We start from the raw sequence: 26,449 nt of genomic DNA on the forward strand, positions 1-26,449 counted from the left end.
TTAAATTCTAAGTGAAAATATTATATAGGAAAATGGAAAAGCAAAAATCATCCCATCAATTCTGTCAAGTAAGCCACCATGGCCAGGTATTAATTTACCAGTATCCTTAATTTTAGACAATCTTTTAAAAAAAGAGATTATAATATCACCTATTTGACTTACAGTTGATATTAAGAATACAGTTAAAAATGTTTCAGCAGTAAACAGTATAAGACTGTCATTATACAAATATAAGTAATTAAAAAAAATATAAATTGTTATTATCGACAAAATATAGCCTCCGATCATTCCTGAGTAGGTTTTTTTTGGACTTATTTTGGTTAATTTAGGTCCTTTAAAAATATTTCCAAAAATATAACCACCTATGTCTGTAGAAATACATGTAAATAGGATTATCAAAAAAATTATTAAACTTAGATCATTAAAATCATTTCTTAAATGATAAGCACTAAAAAAAGAAAAAAATAAAAATAAAAATCCTATAGGATGATATTTTTTTTTTTTACTCATCTGATGCCACTCAAATGATGTAATAGTAAAACAAACTAATAAAAACAAATTAAATAATAAGGATCCTTTTAAAATGATGAAAAAACTTAGTGGAAATAAAATTATTGTACTAAGTATTCTTTTTTCAAATTCTTTAGACATTAAATATTTCCATAATTTCGTTTGATTTTTTTATATTTTTTAATAATTTTATTATAATCTTTTACGTTGAATGCCGGCCATAGTTTTTTTTCAAAAAAAATTTCTGAATAAGCAAGTTGCCATAATAAAAAGTTACTTAACCTATTTGTATTACCTGTCCTTATTAATAAATCTGGATCTGGTATATTTTTAGTTTGTAAATAATTTATAAAATTTTTTTCTGTAATTTTTTTTTTATTTTTAGAGATCAATTTCAAAGCATGTAAGATTTCAGTTTTTGATCCATAATTTAGTGCTAAATTAATTTGTAAAGAAGTATTTTTGGAAGTTTTCTTTTCAGAGTACTTCAAAAGTTTATTAAGATTTTTTGAAAAATTTTTAATTCCAATTATTTTTAATTTGATATTTTGTGCATGAAGATCTTCAATTCTAGAAATTAAAAAATTTTCTAATAATTTAAATAAATAATTTACCTCTTCTTTAGGTCTTTTCCAGTTTTCAGTTGAGAAAACATACAATGTTAAAAAACTTATTTTTTTTTTAATTGTTTCTTTGATTATTTTTTCGACAGTGTTTAAACCAGCTTTATGACCTGCATTTCTTGAATTTTTATGTTTTATACCCCATCTCCCATTACCATCCATGATAATGGCCACATGTTTCAATGGGTTCATATTGTCATTATTTCTTTTTCTTTAAAAGAAACTTTTTCATCAACTGATTTTATATGATCATCAGTAATTATTTGGACTTTTTTTTCATAAGATTTTTCTTCATCTTCACCAATTTCTTTTGATTTTAAAAGTTTTTTGAGATCCTCGTTAGCCTCTCTACGTATGTTTCTAATTGCAACTTTACATTTTTCACCTATGGATTTAATTAATTTTTTAAGTTCAGTTCTTCTTTCTTCATTAAGTTCAGGTATTGGCAATCTAACTAGCTGTCCGTCTATTTGAGGATTGAGTCCAAGGTCTGATTTTTTAATGGCCGCGTCTATTAATGGAACATTATTAGTATCCCAAACTTGAATGTTTATCATTCTTGGTTCTGGGGTCGTTATACTTCCAATTTGATTAATTGGCATTTGTTGTCCATACACATCAACTTTAATTAGATCCAACATAGAAGCATTTGCTCTACCAGTACGTAATGAAGATAGTTCTTTAGAGAAAACCTCAATGGCTTTATCCATTTTAAGGCTGTATGATTTCTCATCAAACATTTATTCTCCAATCTTTATTCTATAAAACTCTTTTATTTTTAAATCAGCTATAGAAAGTTCTTTTAAAACATCTTGAACTTTTTTCTTGGGTTCCATAACCCAAGCTTGAGTTAAAAGAGAATTTTCCTCTTTAAATTTATTCATTTTACCTAAGCTTATTTTTTTTGCAATATCCTCTGGTTTACCAGAGTTTTTTAACTCTTCAGTAACTAGCTCTTGCTCTTTGTTAATAATAGCTTGATCAATTGAACTAGACTCTAAAGCTAGTGGGTTTGATGCTGCAATATGCATTGACAGTTGCTTACTAAATGTTTTAACTATATCTGAATTATCTTTAGTATCTAATGAAACCATAACAGCTAATTTTGCAACATTATCCTTTACAACTGTGTGAAGATAATGGTTGTTTACACCTTCAGAATTTTGAATAGTTTTAGCTTTACCAATTGTAATTTTTTCACCAATTTTTGCAATTAAAGCTACTAGATTGTCCTCAACTGTTTGTCCATTTTTCATTTTAGAAGTCTTTAAATCTTCAATGTTTGAATTATTTTGATTATTTAATTCACTTAACTCTTTGACGAAGTTAATAAAATCGTCATTTTTTGCAACAAAATCTGTTTCACAATTTACTTCAATTACTGAAGTTTTGGTTTCATCTCCACTAACTACAACAACCCCTTCCTTCGCATCTCTAGACATTTTTTTAGATGCTTTTGAAATACCTTTAACTCTTAAAATTTCAATTGCCTTGTCTAAATCTCCATCTGACTCTTTAATAGCTAAATTACAATCTTTAAAACCAGCACCAGTTGCTTCTCTAAGTTTTTTTACTTTTTCTACATCACTCATTAATTTAATTTCTCCTTGTCATCTTTAGAAAATTTTTTTTCTAATTTTTCTCTATCTAATTCCTGAATAGTTTTTGTTTTATCATCGTCTTTTACTTTGTCTTTTTTTTTCTCAACTGCAGGTATTGAGCTTTTAGCGCTGTTGATAGTTTCTTTTATTAAATTACAATAAAGATCAATTGCTCTTCTCGCGTCATCGTTACCTGGAATTGGGTAATCAATATTATCTGGGTTAGAATTACTATCTAAAATGGCAATAATTGGTATCCCCAATTTAGCAGATTCAGCAATAGCTAGAGACTCATAATTTGTGTCTATAACAAATACTAAATCTGGAACTTTTTTCATTTCAGCTATACCACCTAAAGATCTTTGAAGTTTATCTTTTTTAACACTCATTTTTAAAAGTTCTTTTTTAGTAAAGCCTCTATTTTCTGCAACTAAATCAGTTTCTAATTTTTTTAATTTTTTTATTGAGTTTGATATTGTTCCCCAATTAGTTAGCATCCCTCCAAGCCATCTATAATTAACAAAGTACTGATCTGTTTCTTTTGCTACTTCAGCTATTGCTTCAGAAGCTTGTTTTTTTGTGGATACAAATAAAATTTTTCCGTTATTTGCAATAGTTTCATAAACTTTTTCCAAAGCTACTTTTGTTAATTCAAGAGTTTGAGTTAGATCTATAATATGAATAGAATCTCTTTTTCCAAAAATATATTTTTTCATTTTTGGGTTCCATCTTAAAGTTTTATGTCCTAGATGAACGCCTGCTTCTAATAATTGTTGTATTGTAACGTTAGGTATTTTCATATTTATTCCCGGTTAAGCCACCACAGTAATTTCCAATTAAGGACCGGAGGTATAAAACCAACAACTGTGTGCGTGTTAATTTAATTTAGGGATTATTTACAAATATTTACTAAATTTAACAAGTGATTATTTAGTTAATAATTGCCTGTATTTCTTGATTTCTTAAGAGATTTAGAGATTTTCTTTCTAATTTACGTGCATTTTTTAATCTAAATTTAAGAATATTATCTTCAGTGACCAAATTAATATTTACGATAGTTTTGCCTTCATCATTCAAAATTGTAGAAATTTTTTCAATCTGTTCTTCAGAATTAAGCTGGAATGAAACCTCGTTTATAGGGCTGTTAAATAAATTTTTAAGTGAGGCTATTTTTTGCACATTAATTCTAGTTAGTCGATTTTCATCATTAGAAACATTTTTAAATATTGTTAAAACAAGTGAGCTACCTTCTTTCAAAATTTCTCTATTTAATTCTAAAACATCAGAGAAAATAAAAAGTTCAAATACACTTGATAAATCTGTTAATTTTAAAACAGCATAAGAATTTCCTTTTGCTGTTTTTCTTTCTTGAACCTTCAGCAGTGTTGCAGCTATGTTAGCGTTTTTTAAATCTTCTTTTGAAATTAAACTTGAATAATCTGTTATTTTATAATCATTAAAAATCTCTGTAAATTGATTCAACGGATGGTCTGAAATAAAGAAACCAACTGATTCAAATTCTTTTGATAATCTTTCTTCAAATTTCCAATCTTCAGTTTTTATTAAAAAATCATCCTGCGTACTTTCATCTTCTGAGAATAAATCAATTTGATTAGCGGATTTATTATCAAATATATTTTTACTTTTAGCTATCATACCTGGAATTGAATTATGTAAAGCCTGTCTATTTGGGTTTAAATTATCAAATGCACCAGCTTTAACCAAACCTTCTAATTGAAGTTTATTTATATCTTTTGGATTTACTCTATTTATAAAATCATGAATTGACACAAATTTTCCATTTAAAATTCTTTCCTCAACTATATTTGATATTGCTTCATAACCTACAGCTTTAATTCCTCCCAAAGCATAATAAAATTTATTATCAATTGTTCTAAAATCAGCAAAACACTCGTTTATATCTGGACGGACAACTTCAATATTTAATCTTTTTAATTCTTCATAAAATTCACTTAGTTTATTTTGATTAGATATATCCATAGTCATTGATGCTGCAATGAACTCTTTTGGATAATATGTTTTTAAAAATGCAGTTTGATAAGAAATAATTGCATATGCTGCAGCGTGACTTTTATTAAAACCATATTCTGCAAACGGTTCTATTTTTAAGAAAATTCCAGCAGCAACATCTTTTGCTATTCCATTTTTTACAGCTCCAGCAATAAATCCTTGTTTCTGTTTTTCAAGTTCTGCTCTTTTTTTTTTACCCATTGCTCTTCTCAAAAGATCAGCTTGTCCTGCTGTAAATCCTGAAAGTTTTTGAGCAATCTGCATTACCTGTTCTTGATAAATAATTACACCATATGTTGGTTTTAAAATATCCTCTAGAAGTGGATGTAAATAATCTGGTTTTTGCTTTCCATGTTTGCAATCATTATATGTTGGAATATTGCTCATTGGTCCTGGTCTATATAGGGCAACTAAGGCAATAATATCTTCAATATGATTTGGCTTCATTTGAATTAAAGCTTCTCTCATACCGGCACTTTCAATTTGGAATAAACCAACTGTTTTACCGGTGGACATTAAATCAAATACTTTTTGATCTTCATAATTAATTTTTTCTATATCAAAATCTTTAATTTTTTTTCTTACGATTTTTTGGGTATTGTTAATTATAGTAAGTGTTTTAAGGCCCAAAAAATCGAATTTTACTAAACCTGCATTTTCTGCTGAGTACATATCGAATTGAGTAGATGGTAATAATAGATCTGCAGAAACATCCTTATACAAAGGTACAACCTCAGTAAGTTTTTTATCTGCTATTACTACTCCGGCTGCGTGAGTAGCAACGTTTCTGTTAAGACCTTCTAGTTTTAAAGATAGATCAGTAAGTTTCTTTACCCTTGAATCTTCATTAATAAGTTTTTGTAATCGTGGTTCTCCAGCAATGCACTGAGTTAAATTTTGCGGTCTAGATGGATCAAAAGGTATCATTTTAGATATACTGTCAACAAATCCATATGCTAATCCCAAAACTCTTCCAACGTCTCTAATTACCATTCGGGCTTTTAATTTACCAAATGTTATAATGTGAGCTACGCTATCTTTATATTTTGTCGTTAAATATTCAAAAACTTGATCTCTTTTATCTTCACAAAAGTCTATATCAAAATCTGGCATTGAAATTCTATCTGGATTTAAAAATCTTTCAAAAATAAGATTAAATTTTATTGGATCAACATCTGTAATTGACAAACACCAAGCTACTAACGAACCAGCACCTGAACCTCTTCCAGGACCTACAGGGATATCATTATTTTTAGCCCATTTTATGTAGTCAGCAACTATGAGGAAATAACTAGAATATTTCATTTCTATAATAATAGAAAGTTCATGATTTAGCCTGTCCTTATATTCTTTATATGAATTGTTATTTTCTAAATCTTTATCACTAAAATTAAAAATCTTATTGAATTTAATTTTTAATCCTTCTATTGAATCTTTTTTTAAGATTTCATCTGCATTTCCATCTTTATCGCTACTAATATTAGGTAATATTGGGTTAGAAAATAATGGTCTATAGCTACATCTTAATGGAAAATTATAATTATTTTCTAAAGCTTCAGGTAAGTCAGCAAATAATTCTGACATCTCTGAATTGGTCTTTAGATAATGCTGATTTGTTAATCTTAACCTATTTTTTTCATTTACATATGTCTTGTTACCTATACAAATTAAAGCATCATGGGCTTCGTGCATTTCTTTACCTAAATAAAAAACTTCATTAGTTGCAATAATAGGTATTTCCAAATCTAAAGATTTTTTTAAATTAAATTTTTCAAATCCAATTTCATTTTGATCATTATGTCTTTGAATCTCTAAGTAAAATCTGTCACCAAAAACATTTTTAATTTTATTATAAAGTTCATCAATTTCACTAAACTTTCCTTTATCAAATAATTTACCAAACAAACCAAAAACAGTTCCTGAAAATACAGCTACACCATCAGAGTTATTTAATAATAATTCAAAATCTAAATGTGGATCAGACAATTCATCGTTTTTTAAATAGGATAAAGATGAGAGTTCTATTATGTTTTTATACCCAACTTCATTAAGAGCAAACAAAGGGAGTAAACCTATTGTTTCTCCGATTTTAAAATTAATTTGAGTTCCGATTATTGGTTGAGTTCCAGACTTTGCGATCTTTTCAGCAAATTCAAGCGCTCCACATAAATTTGAAGTGTCACACAAACCAAGCGATTTTATTTTATTTTTCTTAGAATATTCTTGTAAATCATCAATTCTAGCTGCTCCTTCGCAAATAGAATATTGAGTATGAATTTTGAGATGATTGAAATTTTGAGAATGAGACTCAGACATTCGATGATTTTATACTACCATCTATCATCTCCAATAGGCAATCTGCCTTATTAGCAAAGAATCTATTATGAGTTGCAAATATAATAAGTCTATTCGACCTTTTTTGTTTATATAAAAGTTCAAAAACATCTTTTGCTGTTTCCATATCCAAACTTCCAGTCGGTTCATCTGCTAAAATAATTTCAGGGTCATTTACAATTGCTCTTGCTATAGCAACTCTTTGAGCCTCACCACCTGATAGTTGAGATGGAAAATGATCTGCCCTCTTAGAAAGACCAATTTTTTTGAGTAATTTTTCTGCATTAGATATTGCTAATTCTTTATTGTCATTAATTGCAAGTGAGGCCAAATATATATTTTCTAAAGCAGTAAAATCTGGGAGAAGATTATTTTGTTGATAAACAATTCCTATTTTTTTGGATCTATAAACATCATTTTTTTCAGATTCATTGAAATTTATAGGAATTTTATCAAAATGGATTGATCCAGATGATGGTCTATCGATCAATGAAATTAAATTTAATAAAGTTGATTTACCTGACCCAGATGGCCCCATTATGGAATAGCTTTTACCTTTATCAAATTTTTGAGAAAGATTTTTTAATACTTTAACTGTTTTTTCAGTTTTAAAAGTTTTAAATATTTTTTTTAATTCGAGAAAATTATTCATATTTTAAAGATTTAATTGGGTCCAGTTTCGCTGCTTTAAAGGCAGGAAAAATTGAAACTATTATTGTTATAATTATTGAACAAATTGATATTAAAAAAATTGATGTTGGATCTATTTCTGAAGGCATCTTGCTTAAAAAATAAATTTCTTCTGGAAATAAACTTATATTAAATGTTGAGCTAAGAAATTGTCTAAAATTCTCTATATAAAGAGAAAACATTACACCTAAAAAAATTCCAAAAATAGTAGCTGATGTTCCTATTATTACACCTACTAAAAAAAATATTTTTACAATTGATTTATTTAACACACCAATTGACTTTAAAATTGCGATATCTCTTGTTTTGTTTTTAACTAAAATTGTTAACCCAGAAATTATATTAAAGGCTGCCACAATAATTATTAAAGATAAGATAATAAACATTACATTTCTTTCTACTTTCAAGGCAGAAAATAATGAACTATTCATATCAGCCCAACTTACAACAAATTCTTCATCAAAAATTTCTTGGACAATAAATTTTTGCTGATCAATTTTATTTGGGTTTTTTAAATAAATTTCTAAATTTCTATCCTCTGACTTATAGTCAAAAAAATCCTCAAGAGTACTTAAGTTAATAAATGCGATATTATTATCAAACTCAGCCAAACCACTATTGTAAATTGATGTTACCAAAAAGGTTTTTTGTTTTGGCATACTACCAATAATTGTTTCTACTCCTGATGGTGAAAGTAAAGTTAATTCATCACCTATTTTTAGATCTAAAGAAAAACTTAATTCATTGCCTATAGAAATATAGTTTCTATTTAGTTGATTTTTATTACCTTTAAAATTTTCATTTTTGACAATTTCTAAACTTGGAAAGTCATTTGTTTTATATCCACGTAATACTATACCTTTTGATGTATCGTTTTTTAGTATAATAGCTTCACCAGAGTTACTTAAAATAATATTTTTTGAAATTAATTTTAAATTTTTTTTATTTATTTTTTTTTCATCAATTGGATTTCCATAAGTTTTTACAGTTATGTGTGAATTAAAGCCGACTATTTTATTTATCAGCTCAGTCCTAAATCCATTCATAACAGACATCACAATAATAAGAACCGCAACTCCAAGACTTATTCCTATAAAAGAAAAAATAGATATAACATTCAAAAAGCCATCTTTTTTTCTGGCTTTTAAAAATCTAAAAGTAATTTCTTTTTCTAAAGTAGAAATCAAATTGAATTTTTTTGTTTAGTTATAATTTCTATAATTTTACTTAATGGTAAATTTTGAGTTTCACCACCGATTTCCTTGAACTCTAATAAATCACCTTCACTTTTCTTACCAATAATAATTTGATATGGGGCACCAATTAAATTCATTTTTTTAATTTTTGATGAGAAATTCTCATCTGTATCATCAATGATCGCATCAATATTATTTTTGATTAATTCTATATTGATATTATTTGCTTTATCTAAAGCTGAGGTGTCATTTTTATTTATCATAGGTATTAAAGCAATATCATAAGGAGCAACAGACAATGGCCATTTCATGATTTCATTTTTATCATCATATTTAGCCTCAATTATAGCCCCTACTAACCTTGATACACCAATTCCATAAGAACCCATTTTTACAAAATCTTTCTTTCCTCCCGGTAAATCAACAGATGCTTCCATTGGTTTTGAATACTTGTCACCAAAATAAAATATATGACCTACTTCGATACCTTTTGTAATCAATTGATTTTCCTTAGAAACAATTTTTTCAAACTCTTCTTTATTAAACTTTTCATCAGTTACGGCGTAAAACTGTTCATATTTTTTTCTCATACTTTCTAATGATACTTTTTCTATTTCTGTATCATCGCTATCAAGATCGAATATTCTTTTATCAGTGAAAATTTTACTTTCTCCAGTATCAGCGAGAATAATAAATTCATGAGATAAGTTTCCACCTATAGGTCCTGTATCAGCAGCCATAGGTATTGCTGTCAAAGTTAATCTTTTAAATGTTCTTAAATAAGAAAGAAAGAATTTATTATAAGAATAAAAAGCTTCTTCATCTGATACATCAAATGAATATGCATCTTTCATATAAAACTCTCTACCACGCATAATTCCAAATCTAGGTCTAATTTCATCCCTGAACTTCCATTGAATATGATACATAAGTTGCGGGAGTGATTTATAAGATTTTATTGAAGATCTAAAAATTTCAGTAATTTGCTCCTCATTGGTTGGTCCATATAACATTTCTCTATTTTGACGGTCAGTTATTCTTAACATTTCTTCACCATAATCGTCATACCGACCACTTTCTTTCCAAATTTCGCTGGATTGAATTGTTGGCATTAATATTTCTTGAGCTCCAATTTTATTTTGTTCTTGTCTTACAATGTACTCTATTTTTTTCATTACCTTAAAACCTAAAGGTAACCATGAATAAATTCCTGCAGAGGCTTGCTTAATCATGCCTACTCTCAACATCAATTGATGAGATTTAATTTTTGCTTCTGAAGGATTATTTTTTAATATTGGTATAAATGAATTTGATAAAAGCATCTTAATTAATCATATTTCTTAAATTTAAATATTCAAATTTAATTAATAAGTAAATTATTATGAAAATGACAGTAGTAATTCCAGTGCAATAAAGGAATTTTTTCAGCATTTTTGGATTTTCAGGTGATCCAGGATCCTCACCGTCAATTTTTACAGTCTTTGTTCGATTCACATCAATAGGTAGAATAGCAAAAAAAACTATCCACCATATAATTATATAGATAATAGCTAAGCCTGTTGCGCTCATTAAATTCTTACTAAATTGATATTTGTAAAAGGTTTTTTCCCTGTTCTCTCTTTTGAAAACTTTCTACAGGCAATTTTTAATGCGTCAATAAGATTGTGTTCTTGTTGTTTGCTTCCAATTTTAAAAGTTCTAGAGGTTTTCTCTATTTCCTCTTCTAATCCATAAACAAAATCATCTCGATCATCTACAGGTAAACCACGAAATGAAAGAATAGGGTTATTGTGTATATTACCTTTAGGTGTAATCATTATTGTTACCTCAAGATATCCATTAGCACTTAAATTTTTCCTATCTTTTATCGATTGTGAATCTGGATCAACGCTTACACTACCATCTAAATAAAGTCTGCCGCTCGGGGCCTTGTCATATACTTCAGGTTTTTCACCTGGATATAACTTAACAATATCACCATTTTCTACTTGAACTGGATGTGGCACTTGCATTTCTTTTGCAAAATTAATGTGTTCTATCATGTGCCTATGTTCGCCGTGTACTGGTATTACACATCTAGGTTTTACCCATTGGTACATCTCTTTAAGATCTTCTCTATTTGGATGCCCAGAAACATGAACAAATTCGGTTTCTTCAGATATTACTTCTATTCCATCCTTAACAAGTTGGTTGTGAAGTTTATAAAGTTTTTTTTCATTACCAGGTATGATTTTTGAAGAAAAAATTACAGCATCCCCTTTTTCAATAAAAACATCTGGATGAACATAACTAGAAATTCTCATCATTGCACCCATAGGTTCGCCCTGGCTTCCGGTACACAAATACACAATTTTTTCTCTTGAAAAATTTTTAGCTTCTCTTGGATCAATTGGTTCAATTGTATTTTTTAAATATCCACATTGACGTGCAGCTTTATAAATACGATGCATTGATCTTCCAACTAAAGAGATTTGTCTGCCTGTTTGTTCTGCACAATAAAAAGCGGTCTCCATTCTAGCTACGTTTGAAGCAAAAGATGTTATGATAATTCTTTTTTTTAATCGAGACATAACGTTTAACATGTTTTTTCTTACATCTAATTCTGAACCTGATCTACCAGCGCTAAAAACATTTGTTGAGTCGCAAATCATTGCTAGCACACCTTCCTCACCAATTTCTTTTAATCTTTTTTCGTTAATATTGTCTCCAATCAAAGGATTTGGGTCAACCTTCCAATCTCCAGTGTGCAAAATAACTCCTGCAGGAGTTTTTATTCTAAGTCCGTTTGGCTCTAATATAGAATGAGTTAAAGTAATGTATTCAATTTCAAATGGGTCTAAAGAAACCTTTCCATTTAACTCAACAATCTGTAAATCATTAGTTATATCGATTTGTTTTTCTCTAAATTTTTCTCGAATTAATACAGCTGTAAAAGGAGTTGCAAAAATTTTACATTGTAATTTTGGCCATAGATGAGCAATTGCACCTATATGATCCTCGTGTGCGTGAGTTAAAACTATTCCTAATAAATTATCTTTTCTTTCTACTATAAATCCTGGATCTGGATAAATTAAATCAACACCTGGAATAGTATCGTCTGCAAATGTTACCCCTATATCAACCATAATCCATTTATGATCACTAGGCTGTCCATAGCCAAACAAATTCATATTCATTCCTATTTCGCCTGATCCACCTAAGGGACAAAATAATAGTTCATCTTTCATATTATTTAATTAGTTTTGAAATTTTTATTAAGCCTTTAATTGTAATATCTTGGTTGTAACTTGCTTTCGTTTTTATTGAATTTTTAAATAAATTTGAAAATCCACCAGTAATAATTACTTTAAAAGATTTTCCGGTCTCTTTCTTAATTAAATTAATAATATTGTCAATTAAACCCGCATAACCCCAAAAAAAGCCTGATCTAACAGCTGAGACTGTATTATTGCCAATAACTTTATTAATCTTTTTTAAATTTATTTTTGGAATCAGAGTTGCTTTGTCAGACAAAGTATTAAGAGATAATCTGACACCTGGGGCAATAATTCCTCCATAATAAGTATTTTTAATTAGTACATCAAAAGTTGTTGCCGTACCAAAATCTAAAATTATAAAATTATTTTTATTGTTCATTAAACTTATAGCATTGGTAATTCTATCTGAGCCTATCTGTTTAAAATCTACTTTGATTTTTATAAGTGATTTAAGGTTTAGTTTTTTAACCTCATAGCATTTTAATTTAATTTTTTTCGATAAAAATTTACTAATTATAGAAAATGTTTTTGGAACAACACTACAAAATAATATTTTTTCAATTTTATTTAATTGAATTTTGTTTTTTTTAAATAAAATATTAAGTTGCTTGTTATTTATAGATTTTGATAAAAAAGTAATTTTTTTTGAAATTTTATTTTTAGAAACAATACATAATTTTGTTTCCGTATTACCAATATCGCCTAGAATATACATTATTTAATTTTATACAGTTTAGATAAATTTTTTTCAAAAAGTTGTTTTAGTTTATTTTCTACAATTAATTTACTAATACTTTTTTTAGTTACCTCTTGCAAGTTTGTAGCAGGATAATTTCTTATAATTGGATTATTTTTAATATTTATGCCTATACCAGTAATTAAAAATTTTTTATCTCTTACAAATATGACTTCTTGTAAAATACCACTAATTTTTTTTTTATCTATTAGTAAGTCGTTCGGTTTTTTAAATAAAATTTTTTTACTTGTAAATGATGAAAGTAAATTTTTGACTAAAAGACAATTGATTTTTGTTATAGCGTTAATAGATAGTTTCGTTTTATTTAGTTCATTGAAAAAAGAGATAAATAAATTTCCTTTTGATGATATCCATTTTCTTCCATACTGTCCTCTACCATTTACTTGTGTTTCAGCAACAACCATACCTAGGTTATATTTAGTTTCTTTGATAATTCTAATTGCAGTATTGTTTGTGCTTTTAACTTTTTTAAATTTAAATTTTCTTAATTTCATCAAATGATATCAATTCTTGAAACAACTTCTATTAACTGACTAGGGAATATGAAGTATAAAAGAATTAATATCGTTGAAACTGTAAGTGAAAATTTTAACCATAAGCTATGGTCTGTATCGTATTTATCTTTTTCTTTATCAAAGTAAATTATTTTTATAATTCTTAAATAATAAAAAGCCGCAACTACAGTAGATAACAATCCAACGATAGCTAAGAAAAACATTGATTGTTCTAATACAGCTTTAAAAATATAAAACTTAGCAAAGAAACCTGCTAGAGGCGGAATACCTGCTAAAGAAAAAAGTATTACAAGCATACATAAAGATAAAAGTGGATGGTTTTTTGATAATCCTGAGAGATCCTCAATATCCTCATAATATTGATCTTTTCTTCTTAACATCAATAGACAAGAGAAAAGAGCTAAATTCATAACTACGTAAATTGAAATATAGATTATTGAACTTTGAATTCCTTCGTTCGAAACTGTGGCTAATCCTGCTAATGTGTAACCAATATGTCCTATAGAGCTATAAGCAATTAGTCTTTTAATATTGGTTTGCCCTATTGCAGCAACCGCTCCAAAAACCATGGAAGCTATTGACAAGAAAATTATTATCATTTGCCATTGATCAATTAAATTTAAGAAAGGAACATATAAAAATCTTATAAATACAGTTAAAGCAGCGATCTTTGGAACTATTGTAAAAAATAAAGTTACAGTTGTTGGTGACCCTTCGTAAACATCAGGTGCCCACATGTGAAATGGAACTGCAGAAATTTTGAATGCTAAACCAACTAATATGAACACAATTCCAAATGTTAAAACATATTCATTAGAATTTAATTGATTTGATATTATATCAAAATTGGTTGAACCTGAAAAACCATATACTAATGAGCATCCATATAACAATAATCCTGAAGACAGTGCACTTAAAACAAAATATTTCAAACCAGCTTCTGATGATTTTAATTGATCCCTGTTATATGTAGCTAAAACATAAAGAGCTAATGACTGTAATTCTAGGCCCATATAAAAAACAATTAAATCATTTGAACTTATCATCACCATCATACCAAGAATAGAGCTCAAAATTAAAACAGGGTATTCGATATTGTATATTTTAAATGTTTTTAAATAAGTTGATGAGATAACTAAAACTAAAAAACCTCCAATTAAAGTTATAATTTTCATTAGCGAAGACATGGTGTCAATCACGACACTTTCATTAAATAAAGTTTCTCTAGTAACAGAGAAAGTTTCATTTATTGCTATTATAGTTGTAATTAAAATTGCAAACAAAGATAAAGTGAAAGTAATTTTTGAACTATCTTTTTTAAACACACCCAGAATAAGTAGAAACATAATTGATAGAGAAATAAAAATTTCAGGTAATATTAAATTTAAATTTTCCATATTATTTACTAGCTATATTTGTGTTATGTGCATTAATTAAATCAGTGACAGAAACTTCAATAGTGTTAATTAATGGATCGGGATAAAAACCAAAAAATAAGATTGGTACAGCTAAACAAGATAAAATAAAATATTCAGATCTATTTAAATCTAACATTTTTTTAAGATCTTCATTAGTTAATTTTCCAAATACTACTCTTTTATATAGCCATAAAATGTATGCAGCTCCTAAAATCACCCCAATACTAGCTATAACAGCTACTAAAAAATTATCCTTGAAAGCTCCCATTAATATTAAAAACTCACCAATGAATCCACTTGTTCCAGGTAAACCAAGAGACGCTAAAGCAAATAACATAAATAATATTGAATATTTTGGAATTACAGAAACTAGTCCACCATACGTACTTATCAATCTAGAATGCATTCTGTCATAAACTACACCAACAGTTAAAAATAATGCTGCTGAAACTAAGCCATGGCTTATCATTTGAATTATACTTCCTTCAATTCCTTGTTGTTGCAAAGTGAATATACCTAAAGTTACAAAACCCATATGCGCTACTGATGAATAAGCAATCAACTTTTTCATATCTTCCTGCATTAAAGCTATCAGTGAAGTAAATATGATTGCTATAACACTCAAGGTGTAAATTAAAGGTGTAAATACCTCTGATGCAACTGGGAAAAGACCTAAAGAAAACCTTATAAAACCATATCCAGCCATCTTTAATAATATGGCAGCTAACAAAACAGACCCAGCGGTAGGAGCCTCAACGTGAGCATCAGGTAACCATGTATGAACTGGCCACATAGGTGTTTTAACAGCAAAAGAACTAAAAAATGCTAACCACAACAGATTTTGATATTTAACATCAATACCAATTTCATATAGTTGAACTACGTCAGTTGTTCCTGTAATCCAATAAATTGAAATTATTGCAACCAACATTAAAACAGATCCTAATAGTGTATATAAAAAAAACTTGAACGCTGAATAAACTCTTCTTGCGCCTCCCCAAATACCAATAATTAAAAACATTGGGATCAATCCGGCTTCAAAAAATAAATAGAATACAACTAAATCAAGTGCACAGAAAACACCAATCATGAAACTTTCCATGATTAGAATTGCAATTAAAAAATCTCTTAATCTATTTTTAACAGAATTATTTACAGATATAATGCAAAGGGGTGTTATAAATGTAGTCAATATAATAAATAAAATTGAAATACCATCAACACCAACTTTATAATTAATAAATCCTTCAATCCATGTTCTATCTTCTACAAATTGGAAACTGGAAGTTGATTGGTCAAAAGTAAACCATAGATAAATCGAAATTAAAAAATTAACTACAGTTGTAAATAAAGCAACATATTTAGCTGTGTAATTATTTCCATCTTTATCTTTAGTAAAAAATAAAAATAAAGCACCAACTATTGGCAATAATATTAAAGAAGAAAGAATAGGAAAATTCATTATTTAATTATTAAAAAAGTTAGTAAAGCAGAGAAACCTAACAACATTACAAATGCATATTGATAGATAAAACCACTTTGAAATTTGGTTGCTTTGATTGAACATTTTTTTATAAAAGAAGAAATTCCATCAGGACCAAAACCATCTATTATAGTTCCATCACAAAATTTCCATAAAAATAGACCTAGTTTTTTTGAGGATTTAATAAACAAAACATCATACAACTCATCAAAATACCATTTGTTTACTAAAAAATTATACAAAGGTTTGTTCATAAAAACTATTGAATTAGGAAGCTCTTTGTTTTTTACAAATAAGTAATAAGCAATTGGAATAGATACTAAAACTAAACAAGGTGTTAAAAGTAAAAACCATAAGGGTGGGTGCTCAGTACTCAAAGGCTCTAAGAACTTAATAGACTCTGCCCAGAATAAATTCTCACCATGACCAATAAATAGTCCTTTAAATAGAAAACCAGCGAACACAGCTCCTATTGAGAGGATAAATAAAGGAACAAGCATTACTAATGGAGACTCATGTGTTTCTTCTATCTTGACCTCTTTATTGTTATAGTCTCCATGGAAAGTTTTAAAAATTAATCTCCATGAATAAATAGATGTTAAAAATGCTGTAATTACTCCAATCCCAGCAGCATAATAACCAGTGGTATTACCTTTTAAATATGCAAATTCTATAATTGCGTCTTTAGAGTAAAATCCTGATAAAAATGGAAAACCTGTTAATGCAAGTGTTCCTATTATCATTAAAGTATAGGTATATGGTAACTTCTTCCATACACCTCCCATGTAATTTATATTTTGCTCATCTTTAAATGCATGGATTACTGAACCAGATCCTAAAAATAATAGAGCTTTGAAAAATGCATGAGTAAATAAGTGAAACATAGCAACATTATATGCACCTACTCCAGCTGCAAAAAACATATAACCAAGTTGGCTGCATGTAGAGTAAGCAATAATTTTTTTTATATCTGTTTGAACTAGAGCGACGGTTGCTGCAAAGAAGGCTGTAGTCATTCCAACGATAGTTATAAAATTTAGTATCAATGGTGAATATTCATAGATTGGGGAACATCTTACAACTAAGAAAACACCAGCTGTTACCATCGTTGCTGCATGAATTAATGCAGAAACAGGTGTTGGACCTTCCATAGCATCAGGTAACCAAGTATGCAGTAATATCTGCGCAGATTTTCCCATTGCTCCAATAAATAAAAGTAAACAAATTAGATCTATTGCTTTAACTTCAAAACCTAAAAAGGATAAATTTTTATCTACAACAGTTGGAATTTGTTGAAAAACTTCAGAGTAATTAACAGTTCCAAATAAATAAAATATTAAAAAAATTCCTAAAGCAAAACCAAAGTCACCTACTCTGTTAACAACAAATGCTTTTATTGCTGCAGCATTTGCACTTTCTTTTTTAAACCAAAAACCAATTAAGAAATAAGAACAAAGACCAACACCTTCCCAGCCAAAAAATAATTGAATAAAATTATCTGATGTTACAAGCATCAACATTGCAAAAGTGAATAATGATAAGTAAGCCATAAATCTTGGCTTATGAGGGTCATGAGACATATAACCAATTGAATAGATATGTACTAAAGCAGATACAGACGTTACAACTACTAACATTACAGCTGACAATGGATCAATTAGCATTGACCAATTTACATCAAGTGATCCAGAGCTTATCCATGTTGCTATAACAATATTTTCTTCGTATTGATTTACAATTACTTGATACAGAACATAAATTGATAAAAGGGCAGATATTGAAACAAGTAAACTAGTTACTATTTCTGAGTTTCTATCACCGATATATCTTCCAAAAAAACCAGAGATAATTGAAGCAATAAGTGGAAGAAATATAATTGATAGTTCCATGATTATCCTTTTAACTTATCTATTTCTTCAACTCGTATTGTTCCTGAATTTCTGAAATATACAACAATGATTGCTAATCCTATGGCTGCTTCTGCTGCCGCAACTGTAAGAATAAATAAAGTAAAGACTTGTCCTGCCAAATCACCCAAATAAATAGAAAAAGCAACTAGGTTGATATTTACTGCAAGTAATATCAGTTCAATACTCATTAATATAACAATGATGTTCTTTCTATTAAGAAAAATACCAATTACTCCAATTGAGAAAATAACAGCACCTAAAGTCAAATAATGTCCTAAACCTATATCAATCATCTATTTTAACTCCTTTGTTGCTCTGAACTTCTAACACCTCAACACCTTCTACTCTTTCTCTAGATATCTGTTTGATATAACTTTGTCTTTTAACTCCAGATCTTTGTCTAAAAGTTAATACTATAGCTCCAATCATAGCTACTAGTAGGATCATTCCACTTATTTGAAACACATGAATATAATCAGTGTATAAAATTTGGCCCAATGAATGGGTGTTGCTTACACTTGTATTAGCAAGTGAATTGTTAATATCAAAAATTTCTGGTTTATATTTCCAACCACCAATTACAATTATTACTTCAACGAATATAAGCGTACTGATAATTAATCCCACAGGGATATGTTTGGAACTTTGTTGACCCGCAAACCATTGGTTTTTTTGTTGGGCTACGTTTAACATCATAACAACAAATAAAAACAGAACTGCAACGGCCCCAACATAAACAATTAGCATTATCATTCCCAAAAATTCAGCACCAATCATTATAAAAAGACAAGAAATACTTATGAAATCAAGAATTAAGAAAAATACTGAGTGAACAGTATTTTTCGAAGCAGTAACCATTATAGCTGAAACAACAGCAATTATAGAAAATGTATAAAAGAAAATAGCGTGTGCAATCATTTTTATCTATGGATATTGTCAGCTTTAATATTTGCCTCCAAAACATTCTCCCATCTATCACCATTGTCTAATAACTTTTCTTTTGTATAATAAAGTTCTTCTCGTGTTTCTGTTGAAAATTCAAAATTTGGACCTTGTACTATTGCATCTACTGGACAAGACTCTTCACATAAACCACAATAAATACATTTCATCATATCAATATCGTAACGTGTAGTTTTTCTACTTCCATCTTCTCTTTCAGCTGACTCGATAGTTATTGCTTGTGCAGGACATACTGCTTCACATAATTTACAAGCTATACATCTCTCTTCTCCATTTGGATATCTTCGTAAAGCATGTTCACCTCTAAAACGAGGACTTATTTTACCTTTCTCAAAAGGGTAATTAATTGTTTTTTTTGATTTAAATAATTCTTTAGTAGCAATAAACAAGCCACCAATGAAATCTGTCATAAATATTGTTTTAAAAAATCTTGAGATTTTCATTATTAATTCACTGGTAAAAGATTAAAATAAAATAAATAGCTAGCTGTTAATACTACCCAAACTAAAGAAAGAGGAAGAAATACTTTCCATCCAAGTCTCATTAATTGATCATATCTGTATCTAGGTACTATCGCCTTGACTAAAGCAAAAAGAATAAATAAAAGAAGAATTTTTAATATTAACCATATGGCACCTGGAACTAAAGTAAATGGATAAACATCAATTGGAGACATCCAGCCACCTAAGAATAATATTGCCCCCATTGCACACATTAATAAAATGTTTGCATACTCACCTAACCAAAACATAGCATACATCATTCCTGAATATTCTGTTTGATATCCAGCCACCAATTCTGCTTCTGCCTCTGGTAAATCAAAAGGTGGTCTGTTAGTTTCAGCTAAAGCTGAAATAAAGAATATTACAAACATTGGAAATAATGGAATTACAAACCACATATTTTGTTGAGCAATAACAATGTCATTTAAGTTTAATGAACCAACACAAAGTAAAACATTGATAATTATTACCCCAATTGAAACTTCATAGGATACCATTTGAGCTGCAGAGCGAATTGCCCCAAGAAAAGGATACTTAGAATTGGATGCCCATCCGCCCATTATTATTCCATAGACACCTAGTGAGGAAACAGCAAATAAGTAAAGAATTCCAACATTTATATCAGCCAAAACCTGAGTTGCACTAAATGGAATTACAGCCCAAGCAATTAAAGCTAAGGTCATCGTGACTATAGGGGCCAGTATGAAAATTACTTTATTTGAACTAGATGGAATGATGATTTCTTTAAATATATATTTTAAAGCATCAGCTAAAGATTGTAGTAAGCCAAATGGACCAACAACATTAGGTCCTTGTCTTTTTTGAACAAAAGCCCAAACTCTTCTATCTAGCCAAACTACCATTGCTACAGAAACAAGAACTGGAACTAGTAAGAATAAAATCTTATAAACTTCCTGAAAAACTATGCTCAAGTATTCCATATTAACCTTCTGTACCTGTTGATTTTAAATTTAATTTAGAGTTATTACATTCAACCATCGTTTTTGATGACCTGGCAATTACATTTGAAAAATAATAGTCTTTTACATTGATTGTTAAATTTTCATTTTTAAATTCATTAGTAGAATTATTAATCTGATTTACTTGTTTTTCTTTTTGTAAATTTAAATAGTTAAACATGCTGCTTTCTAATTCATCTTTATCATTAAATAATTTTCTATTATTCATAAACTCAGCTAGTTCATTAATTATCTGCCAATCTTCTTTTGCCTCACCCGGTGGATATGATGCTTTATAAGCTTTTTGAATTTTTCCCTCTAGATTAGTAAAGTATCCATCTTGTTCAGTATAAGCAGCACCTGGCAAAATAATATCAGCTGACTCGGCACCTTTATCACCGTGGCTACCTTGATAAATTACAAATTCGTCTTTTTTATCAAATTGTAAATTATCTTGGCCTAAAAGATAAACAATATCAAATTTATGTTCTTTTAAACCACTTATTAAATTATTTTCATTATTAATTATTCCAAGATCAATATTTCCTACTGTTGCTGCATCAGTTGATAAAACATTTAAAGAGTTCCATTCATCTGAAATTTTATTATTTTTTGATAAAAATTCTTTTGTTTTATTAAACAAAAATTCTGAAGACTTTAATCTAAGTAGAGACTCACCAATAATAATTATTGGTTTTTTTGAATTAATAATTTCTTTAGATGCGTCATGATTCCCCTCAAGAATATTATTTAAAGTTTGCGTTTGACCATCTAAACTTTGGTAAGGATAAGTTAAATCACCAACATCATTAAGTGAAATAATTTTTGTATTGTTGTTTAAGTAAGCTTTTCTAATTCTAGCATTTAAAATAGTTGCTTCATATCTTGGGTTTGCACCTGCTATAAAAATTAAATCTGCTTCTTCAATGCCATTTATAGAAGAATTGAATAAATAGTTTTCTCTTTTTGAAGTATTTATAAATCTGTTATCAGATCTTGACTCGTAATTTTTAATATCAATTGTACGATCAAAAAATTCTTTAAAAATATAACTAGTCTCCATATTATTTAAATCACCAACAAAACCACATATTTTTTCTTTTGATGTGTTTTCAAGTTTGGATTTAATTATTTTATACACTTCATCCCATGAAGCCTTTTCAAACTTGCTGTTGTATTTGATAAATGGAGTATCTAATCTTTGATGTAGAAGACCATCACAAGCATATCTTGTTTTATCTGAGATCCATTCCTCATTAATATCTTCATTTATAATTGGAAGTACTCTTTTGACTTCCCAATCATATGTATCTACCCTTACATTTGAGCCTATTGCATCCATTACATCAATTGTTTCAGTTTTCTTTAATTCCCATGGTCTAGCCTCAAATACATAGGGTTTTGATGTTAGTGCGCCTACTGGACATAAATCTACTACGTTAGCAGACAATTCAGATTGCATTGATTGCTCTAGATAAGTTGTTATTTGCATATCTTCACCTCTTCCAATAGCACCAAGCTCTGGAACTCCAGCAACTTCCGTTGCAAATCTCACGCACCTCGTACAGTGAATACATCTTGTCATTTGAGTTTTAATCAATGGTCCCATGTTTTTTTCAGGTACTGTTCTTTTGTTTTCTTTAAATCTTGATTTGTCTACTCCATAGTACATTGATTGATCTTGAAGATCACATTCACCACCTTGATCACATACTGGACAATCTAAGGGATGGTTAGCTAATAAAAATTCCATCACCCCCTTACGAGCTTTTTCTACTAAAGCAGTATTCGTTTTAATATTCATACCATCGGCAGCTGGCATAGCACATGAGGCAATCGGTTTAGGAGATTTTTCCATTTCAACTAAACACATTCTACAATTACCTGCTATCGATAATTTTTCATGGTAACAAAATCTTGGTATTTCGACACCAGCTTTTTCACAAGCTTGAAGGACAGTTAATCCTTCTTCAACTTCAACCTCGATTTCATTTACTTTTAATTTAAGCATTTTTTTTATCTAATAAATGTTGATCTACCAAATATGGAATATTGTTTTTCTTTTGAACAATAGGATCCAAATTGTTTCTTTTCTCAATTTCTTTTTTAAAATGTCTAAGCAATCCTTGAACTGGCCAGGATGAACCTTCTCCAAAAGCACAAATAGTATGTCCTGCAATTTGGTTTGTAACATCACCTAACATTTCTACTTCATCCTTCGTTGCATCACCTTTTGCCATTCTCTCAAGCATTCTCCACATCCAACCAGAACCTTCTCTACATGGTGTACATTGTCCACAACTTTCATGTTTATAAAATCTTGCTATTCTTGCCATGCATTTAATTATGTCCTGATCTTTATTAATGACCACTATGCCTGCTGTTCCTAAACCACTTTTCTCAGCCATAAGTGAATCAAAATCCATAGTTAATGTTTCACATTTCTCTTTTGGAATTAGAGGCATTGATGAACCACCAGGAATTACTGCTTGTAGATTATCCCAACCTCCAATAACACCACCTGCGTGAACCTCAATTAATTCTTTTAAAGGAATGTTCATTTCTTCCTCAACATTGCACGGTGTATTTACATTTCCAGATATGCAAAATATTTTTGTCCCTGTATTTTTTTCTCTTCCAAGAGAAGCAAACCATTTTCCACCTCTTCTAAGAATTGTTGGGACTACAGCTATAGTTTCTACGTTATTAATAATTGTTGGACATCCATAAAGACCAATTAAAGCAGGGAATGGTGGTTTTAATCTTGGTTGTCCTTTTTTACCTTCGATACTTTCTAATAAAGCTGTTTCCTCTCCACAAATATATGCTCCAGCACCATAATGAATATAAATATCTAAATCCCAACCAGTACCTGCTGCATTTTTACCTAACAGTTTTTTCTCATAAGCTTCATCTATTGCAACCTGAAGTTTTTGGCCATCAATAAAATATTCTCCTCTTATATAAATGTAACAAACATGTGCTTGAACTGCATAAGATGCTATTAAACAACCTTCAATCAACTTATGAGGCTCAAATCTTAGAATATCTCTATCTTTGCAAGTTCCTGGCTCTGATTCATCACCGTTAATAACTAAATAGTGTGGTCTAGATCCAACTTCTTTTGGCGCAAATGACCATTTTAAACCTGTAGGAAATCCTGCCCCACCTCGACCTCTTAACTGAGATTCTTTAATTTCGTTAATTATCCAGTCTCTTCCTTTGTTAGTAATTTCTTTTGTATTAACCCAATCACCTCTCTCTTTTGATGAAGATAAATCTGAGCCATTATCATTGTATAAATTTTGAAAAATTCTATCTTGATCTTTAAGCATTTTTTAAATCCATTAAAGTTTTTCTGTTATTTTCTGGTTCATTATTTACTCTTCCTCTGTATGAACCAGGTTTTGGAGTTTCTCCATTTAAAACTTTATCTAAAATATCTAAAGTTTTTTGTTTATCCAAATCTTCGTAATAATCATCATTAATTTGCATCATTGGAGCATTAACGCATGCTCCCAAACACTCAACTTCCATCCAAGAACAACTTTTGTCGTTTGATAATTCACATTCGTTTTCAGAAATTTTTTCCTTACAAGCCTCAACTAATTGATTTGCACCTCTTATCATACAAGGTGTTGTGGTACATACTTGAACAAAGTATTTGCCTACAGGAGCTAAATTATACATTGTATAAAAAGTAGCTACCTCATAAACTTTAATGTAAGGCATATCTAAAAACTTAGCGATGTACTTCATTGCAGCTAAAGGTATCCAATTATTATTTTGTTTTTGAGCAATATAAAGTAAGGCCATTACGGCACTTTGCTGTTTACCTTCAGGATATTTTGCAACAATAACATTTGCTTCCTCTAATGATGAAGCATTGAACTCAAAACTCTTTGGTTGATCTTTAGCGGGTCTTCTTAAACTCATCTGTCTACCTCACCGAAAACAATATCTAAAGAACCTAATACTGCAGGAACATCAGCTAACATATGACCTTTAATTAAATGATCCATTGATTGCAAATGTGAAAATCCTGGTGCTCTTATTTTACATTTATAAGGTTTACTTGAACCATCAGATATTAAGTAAACACCAAATTCTCCTTTTGGAGCTTCAACAGCCGTATAAATTTCGTCTTTTGGAACTCTATAGCCTTCTGTAAAAAGTTTAAAATGGTGTATTAAAGCTTCCATTGATTGTTTAATTTCTGCCTTAGGTGGTGGGCTTATCTTACCATCTAATGATTTGATTGGACCCTTTTCCATTTTAGATAGACATTGTTTAATAATTGAAACACTTTCTTTCATTTCTTCAATTCTGCATAAATATCTGTCGTAACAATCTCCGTTTTTTCCAACCGGAATCTTAAAGTCTAAACTTTGATAACAATCATAAGGTTGAGATTTTCTTAAATCCCATGGAACACCTGATCCTCTAATCATAACTCCTGAAAAAGAATAATCTAAAGCATCTTCTCTCGTGACTACTCCAATATCGACATTTCGTTGTTTAAAAATTCTATTGTCTGTTAACAAACTTTCTAAATCATTGATTATTTTTGGAAAAGTTTCGCAAAATTTTGCAATATCTTCCTCTAAACCTTTTGGCAGATCTTGATGAACACCCCCTGCTCTAAAATAATTCGCATGAAGCCTAGATCCTGAAGCTCTTTCATAAAATGTCATCAACGTTTCTCTTTCCTCAAAACCCCAAAGCGAAGGTGTAAGTGCACCAACATCTAGAGCTTGAGTTGTAACATTTAAAATATGACTTAAAATTCTTCCAATTTCACAAAATATAACCCTTATGTATTGTGCTCTAATTGGAACATCTATTTTAAGTATTTTTTCAATCGCTAATGCGAAAGCGTGTTCTTGATTCATTGGTGCTACATAGTCCAAACGATCAAAATAAGGAACTGCCTGCATATAAGTTTTGTTTTCTATAAGTTTTTCTGTTCCCCTATGAAGTAAACCGATGTGAGGATCTGCCTTTTCAACTACCTCTCCATCAAGCTCTAGAATTAATCTAAGAACACCATGGGCTGCAGGATGCTGTGGGCCAAAATTTAAATTTAAATTTTTAATTTTTTTTGTCATTGTTCTCAATCTCTTCTTTAATATATTTTGTTCCTTCCCAAGGACTTTCATAATCGAAATTTCTATAATTTTGCTCCAACTTAACTGGTTCGTTAATTACTTTTTTCTGATCCTCGCTATATCTGACCTCTGAGTGCCCAGTTAATGGAAAATCTTTTCTTAACGGGTGACCTTCAAATCCATAATCCGTTAGTATCCTTCTTAAATCAGGATGATCTTTAAAAGATACTCCATACATATCAAATACTTCCCTCTCCATCCAATTTGCTGAAGGAAAAATACTAGTTAATGATGGGATAACTTCATTTTCTGCAATAGGGTATTTTACAATTAATCTTTGATTAAATTCATGGCTTAAAAACAAATATACTACTTCAAACCTTTGATTTTTTTCTGGGTAATCAACAACTGTTATATCTATTAGTTGTCTAAATTTAGTATCTTGATTTGTTTTTAAAAATAAAGAGACATCAATCATATCATCTTTATCTATTTCTATATAAATTTGATTGTGTTTTATATCTGTATTGTTAATTTTGGTAGTTAACTCAGAATTAATTTTTTTTTCTAGATCTTCTAAACTTTTCATAA

Annotated in this window: 25 protein-coding genes; all 25 read right to left on the reverse strand. The window is 29.2% G+C overall.

Annotated elements, in window-relative coordinates; translation table 11 throughout:
- On the reverse strand, positions 1-651 hold the full coding sequence (locus ACTT9Y_RS03375; protein WP_440933009.1) for a phosphatidate cytidylyltransferase: 651 nt from the start codon (positions 649-651) through the stop codon (positions 1-3).
- On the reverse strand, positions 651-1,325 hold the full coding sequence (gene uppS / locus ACTT9Y_RS03380; RefSeq protein WP_440933010.1) for a polyprenyl diphosphate synthase: 675 nt from the start codon (positions 1,323-1,325) through the stop codon (positions 651-653). The genes ACTT9Y_RS03375 and uppS overlap by 1 nt, the downstream gene beginning before the upstream one ends.
- Entirely contained in the window at positions 1,322-1,873 is a 552-nt protein-coding gene (gene frr / locus ACTT9Y_RS03385) for a ribosome recycling factor (protein ID WP_440933011.1), read from the reverse strand. The genes uppS and frr overlap by 4 nt, the downstream gene beginning before the upstream one ends.
- Positions 1,874-2,725 (reverse strand): translation elongation factor Ts, encoded by an 852-nt coding sequence (gene tsf, locus ACTT9Y_RS03390; protein WP_440933012.1) that lies wholly within the window; start codon positions 2,723-2,725, stop codon positions 1,874-1,876.
- Complete coding sequence (gene rpsB / locus ACTT9Y_RS03395; protein WP_440933013.1) at positions 2,725-3,534, reverse strand: 30S ribosomal protein S2; 810 nt, start codon at positions 3,532-3,534, stop codon at positions 2,725-2,727. The genes tsf and rpsB overlap by 1 nt, the downstream gene beginning before the upstream one ends.
- A gap of 130 nt (positions 3,535-3,664) precedes the next feature.
- On the reverse strand, positions 3,665-7,081 hold the full coding sequence (gene dnaE, locus ACTT9Y_RS03400; protein WP_440933014.1) for a DNA polymerase III subunit alpha: 3,417 nt from the start codon (positions 7,079-7,081) through the stop codon (positions 3,665-3,667).
- The gene (locus tag ACTT9Y_RS03405; protein WP_440933015.1) at positions 7,074-7,751 is read right to left on the reverse strand and encodes an ABC transporter ATP-binding protein; all 678 of its coding nucleotides are present in this window, start codon (positions 7,749-7,751) and stop codon (positions 7,074-7,076) included. Before ACTT9Y_RS03405 ends, dnaE begins: the two co-directional genes overlap by 8 nt.
- Positions 7,744-8,976, reverse strand: coding sequence for a lipoprotein-releasing ABC transporter permease subunit (locus ACTT9Y_RS03410; protein WP_440933016.1), 1,233 nt, complete (start codon positions 8,974-8,976; stop codon positions 7,744-7,746). The genes ACTT9Y_RS03405 and ACTT9Y_RS03410 overlap by 8 nt, the downstream gene beginning before the upstream one ends.
- On the reverse strand, positions 8,973-10,307 hold the full coding sequence (proS, locus tag ACTT9Y_RS03415; RefSeq protein ID WP_440933017.1) for a proline--tRNA ligase: 1,335 nt from the start codon (positions 10,305-10,307) through the stop codon (positions 8,973-8,975). The genes ACTT9Y_RS03410 and proS overlap by 4 nt, the downstream gene beginning before the upstream one ends.
- A 1-nt stretch (position 10,308) precedes the next feature.
- On the reverse strand, positions 10,309-10,554 hold the full coding sequence (locus ACTT9Y_RS03420) for a DUF1467 family protein (protein WP_075484785.1): 246 nt from the start codon (positions 10,552-10,554) through the stop codon (positions 10,309-10,311).
- Entirely contained in the window at positions 10,554-12,212 is a 1,659-nt protein-coding gene (locus tag ACTT9Y_RS03425) for a ribonuclease J (RefSeq protein WP_440933018.1), read from the reverse strand. Before ACTT9Y_RS03425 ends, ACTT9Y_RS03420 begins: the two co-directional genes overlap by 1 nt.
- Position 12,213: 1 nt before the next feature.
- Positions 12,214-12,957, reverse strand: coding sequence for a type III pantothenate kinase (locus tag ACTT9Y_RS03430; RefSeq protein WP_440933019.1), 744 nt, complete (start codon positions 12,955-12,957; stop codon positions 12,214-12,216).
- On the reverse strand, positions 12,957-13,493 hold the full coding sequence (locus ACTT9Y_RS03435) for a biotin--[acetyl-CoA-carboxylase] ligase (protein WP_440933020.1): 537 nt from the start codon (positions 13,491-13,493) through the stop codon (positions 12,957-12,959). The genes ACTT9Y_RS03430 and ACTT9Y_RS03435 overlap by 1 nt, the downstream gene beginning before the upstream one ends.
- Positions 13,493-14,911, reverse strand: coding sequence for an NADH-quinone oxidoreductase subunit NuoN (gene nuoN / locus ACTT9Y_RS03440; RefSeq protein ID WP_440933021.1), 1,419 nt, complete (start codon positions 14,909-14,911; stop codon positions 13,493-13,495). The genes ACTT9Y_RS03435 and nuoN overlap by 1 nt, the downstream gene beginning before the upstream one ends.
- A gap of 1 nt (position 14,912) precedes the next feature.
- On the reverse strand, positions 14,913-16,394 hold the full coding sequence (locus tag ACTT9Y_RS03445) for an NADH-quinone oxidoreductase subunit M (RefSeq protein WP_440933022.1): 1,482 nt from the start codon (positions 16,392-16,394) through the stop codon (positions 14,913-14,915).
- Positions 16,394-18,304 carry an NADH-quinone oxidoreductase subunit L gene (gene nuoL, locus ACTT9Y_RS03450; protein ID WP_440933023.1) on the reverse strand — a complete coding sequence of 637 codons (1,911 nt, stop codon included), beginning with the start codon at positions 18,302-18,304 and terminating at the stop codon, positions 16,394-16,396. The genes ACTT9Y_RS03445 and nuoL overlap by 1 nt, the downstream gene beginning before the upstream one ends.
- Positions 18,305-18,306: 2 nt before the next feature.
- The gene (gene nuoK / locus ACTT9Y_RS03455; RefSeq protein ID WP_034390394.1) at positions 18,307-18,615 is read right to left on the reverse strand and encodes an NADH-quinone oxidoreductase subunit NuoK; all 309 of its coding nucleotides are present in this window, start codon (positions 18,613-18,615) and stop codon (positions 18,307-18,309) included.
- Positions 18,611-19,243 (reverse strand): NADH-quinone oxidoreductase subunit J, encoded by a 633-nt coding sequence (locus ACTT9Y_RS03460; protein WP_440933024.1) that lies wholly within the window; start codon positions 19,241-19,243, stop codon positions 18,611-18,613. Before ACTT9Y_RS03460 ends, nuoK begins: the two co-directional genes overlap by 5 nt.
- 2 nt (positions 19,244-19,245) lie before the next feature.
- Positions 19,246-19,731: an NADH-quinone oxidoreductase subunit NuoI gene (gene nuoI / locus ACTT9Y_RS03465; protein WP_440933025.1), complete on the reverse strand. Its 486-nt coding sequence runs from the start codon at positions 19,729-19,731 to the stop codon at positions 19,246-19,248.
- A gap of 2 nt (positions 19,732-19,733) precedes the next feature.
- Complete coding sequence (gene nuoH / locus ACTT9Y_RS03470) at positions 19,734-20,732, reverse strand: NADH-quinone oxidoreductase subunit NuoH (protein ID WP_440933026.1); 999 nt, start codon at positions 20,730-20,732, stop codon at positions 19,734-19,736.
- A 1-nt stretch (position 20,733) separates the two neighbouring features.
- Complete coding sequence (nuoG, locus tag ACTT9Y_RS03475; RefSeq protein ID WP_440933027.1) at positions 20,734-22,761, reverse strand: NADH-quinone oxidoreductase subunit NuoG; 2,028 nt, start codon at positions 22,759-22,761, stop codon at positions 20,734-20,736.
- Positions 22,754-24,085, reverse strand: coding sequence for an NADH-quinone oxidoreductase subunit NuoF (gene nuoF / locus ACTT9Y_RS03480; RefSeq protein ID WP_440933028.1), 1,332 nt, complete (start codon positions 24,083-24,085; stop codon positions 22,754-22,756). Before nuoF ends, nuoG begins: the two co-directional genes overlap by 8 nt.
- Positions 24,078-24,686: an NADH-quinone oxidoreductase subunit NuoE gene (gene nuoE, locus ACTT9Y_RS03485; RefSeq protein WP_440933029.1), complete on the reverse strand. Its 609-nt coding sequence runs from the start codon at positions 24,684-24,686 to the stop codon at positions 24,078-24,080. The genes nuoF and nuoE overlap by 8 nt, the downstream gene beginning before the upstream one ends.
- Entirely contained in the window at positions 24,683-25,858 is a 1,176-nt protein-coding gene (locus tag ACTT9Y_RS03490; protein WP_440933030.1) for an NADH-quinone oxidoreductase subunit D, read from the reverse strand. Before ACTT9Y_RS03490 ends, nuoE begins: the two co-directional genes overlap by 4 nt.
- Entirely contained in the window at positions 25,842-26,447 is a 606-nt protein-coding gene (locus tag ACTT9Y_RS03495; protein WP_440933031.1) for an NADH-quinone oxidoreductase subunit C, read from the reverse strand. Before ACTT9Y_RS03495 ends, ACTT9Y_RS03490 begins: the two co-directional genes overlap by 17 nt.
- Between the last annotated feature and the right edge of the window lie 2 nt (positions 26,448-26,449).

The organism is Candidatus Pelagibacter sp. (genome assembly GCF_052049995.1).
Classification (GTDB): domain Bacteria; phylum Pseudomonadota; class Alphaproteobacteria; order Pelagibacterales; family Pelagibacteraceae; genus Pelagibacter.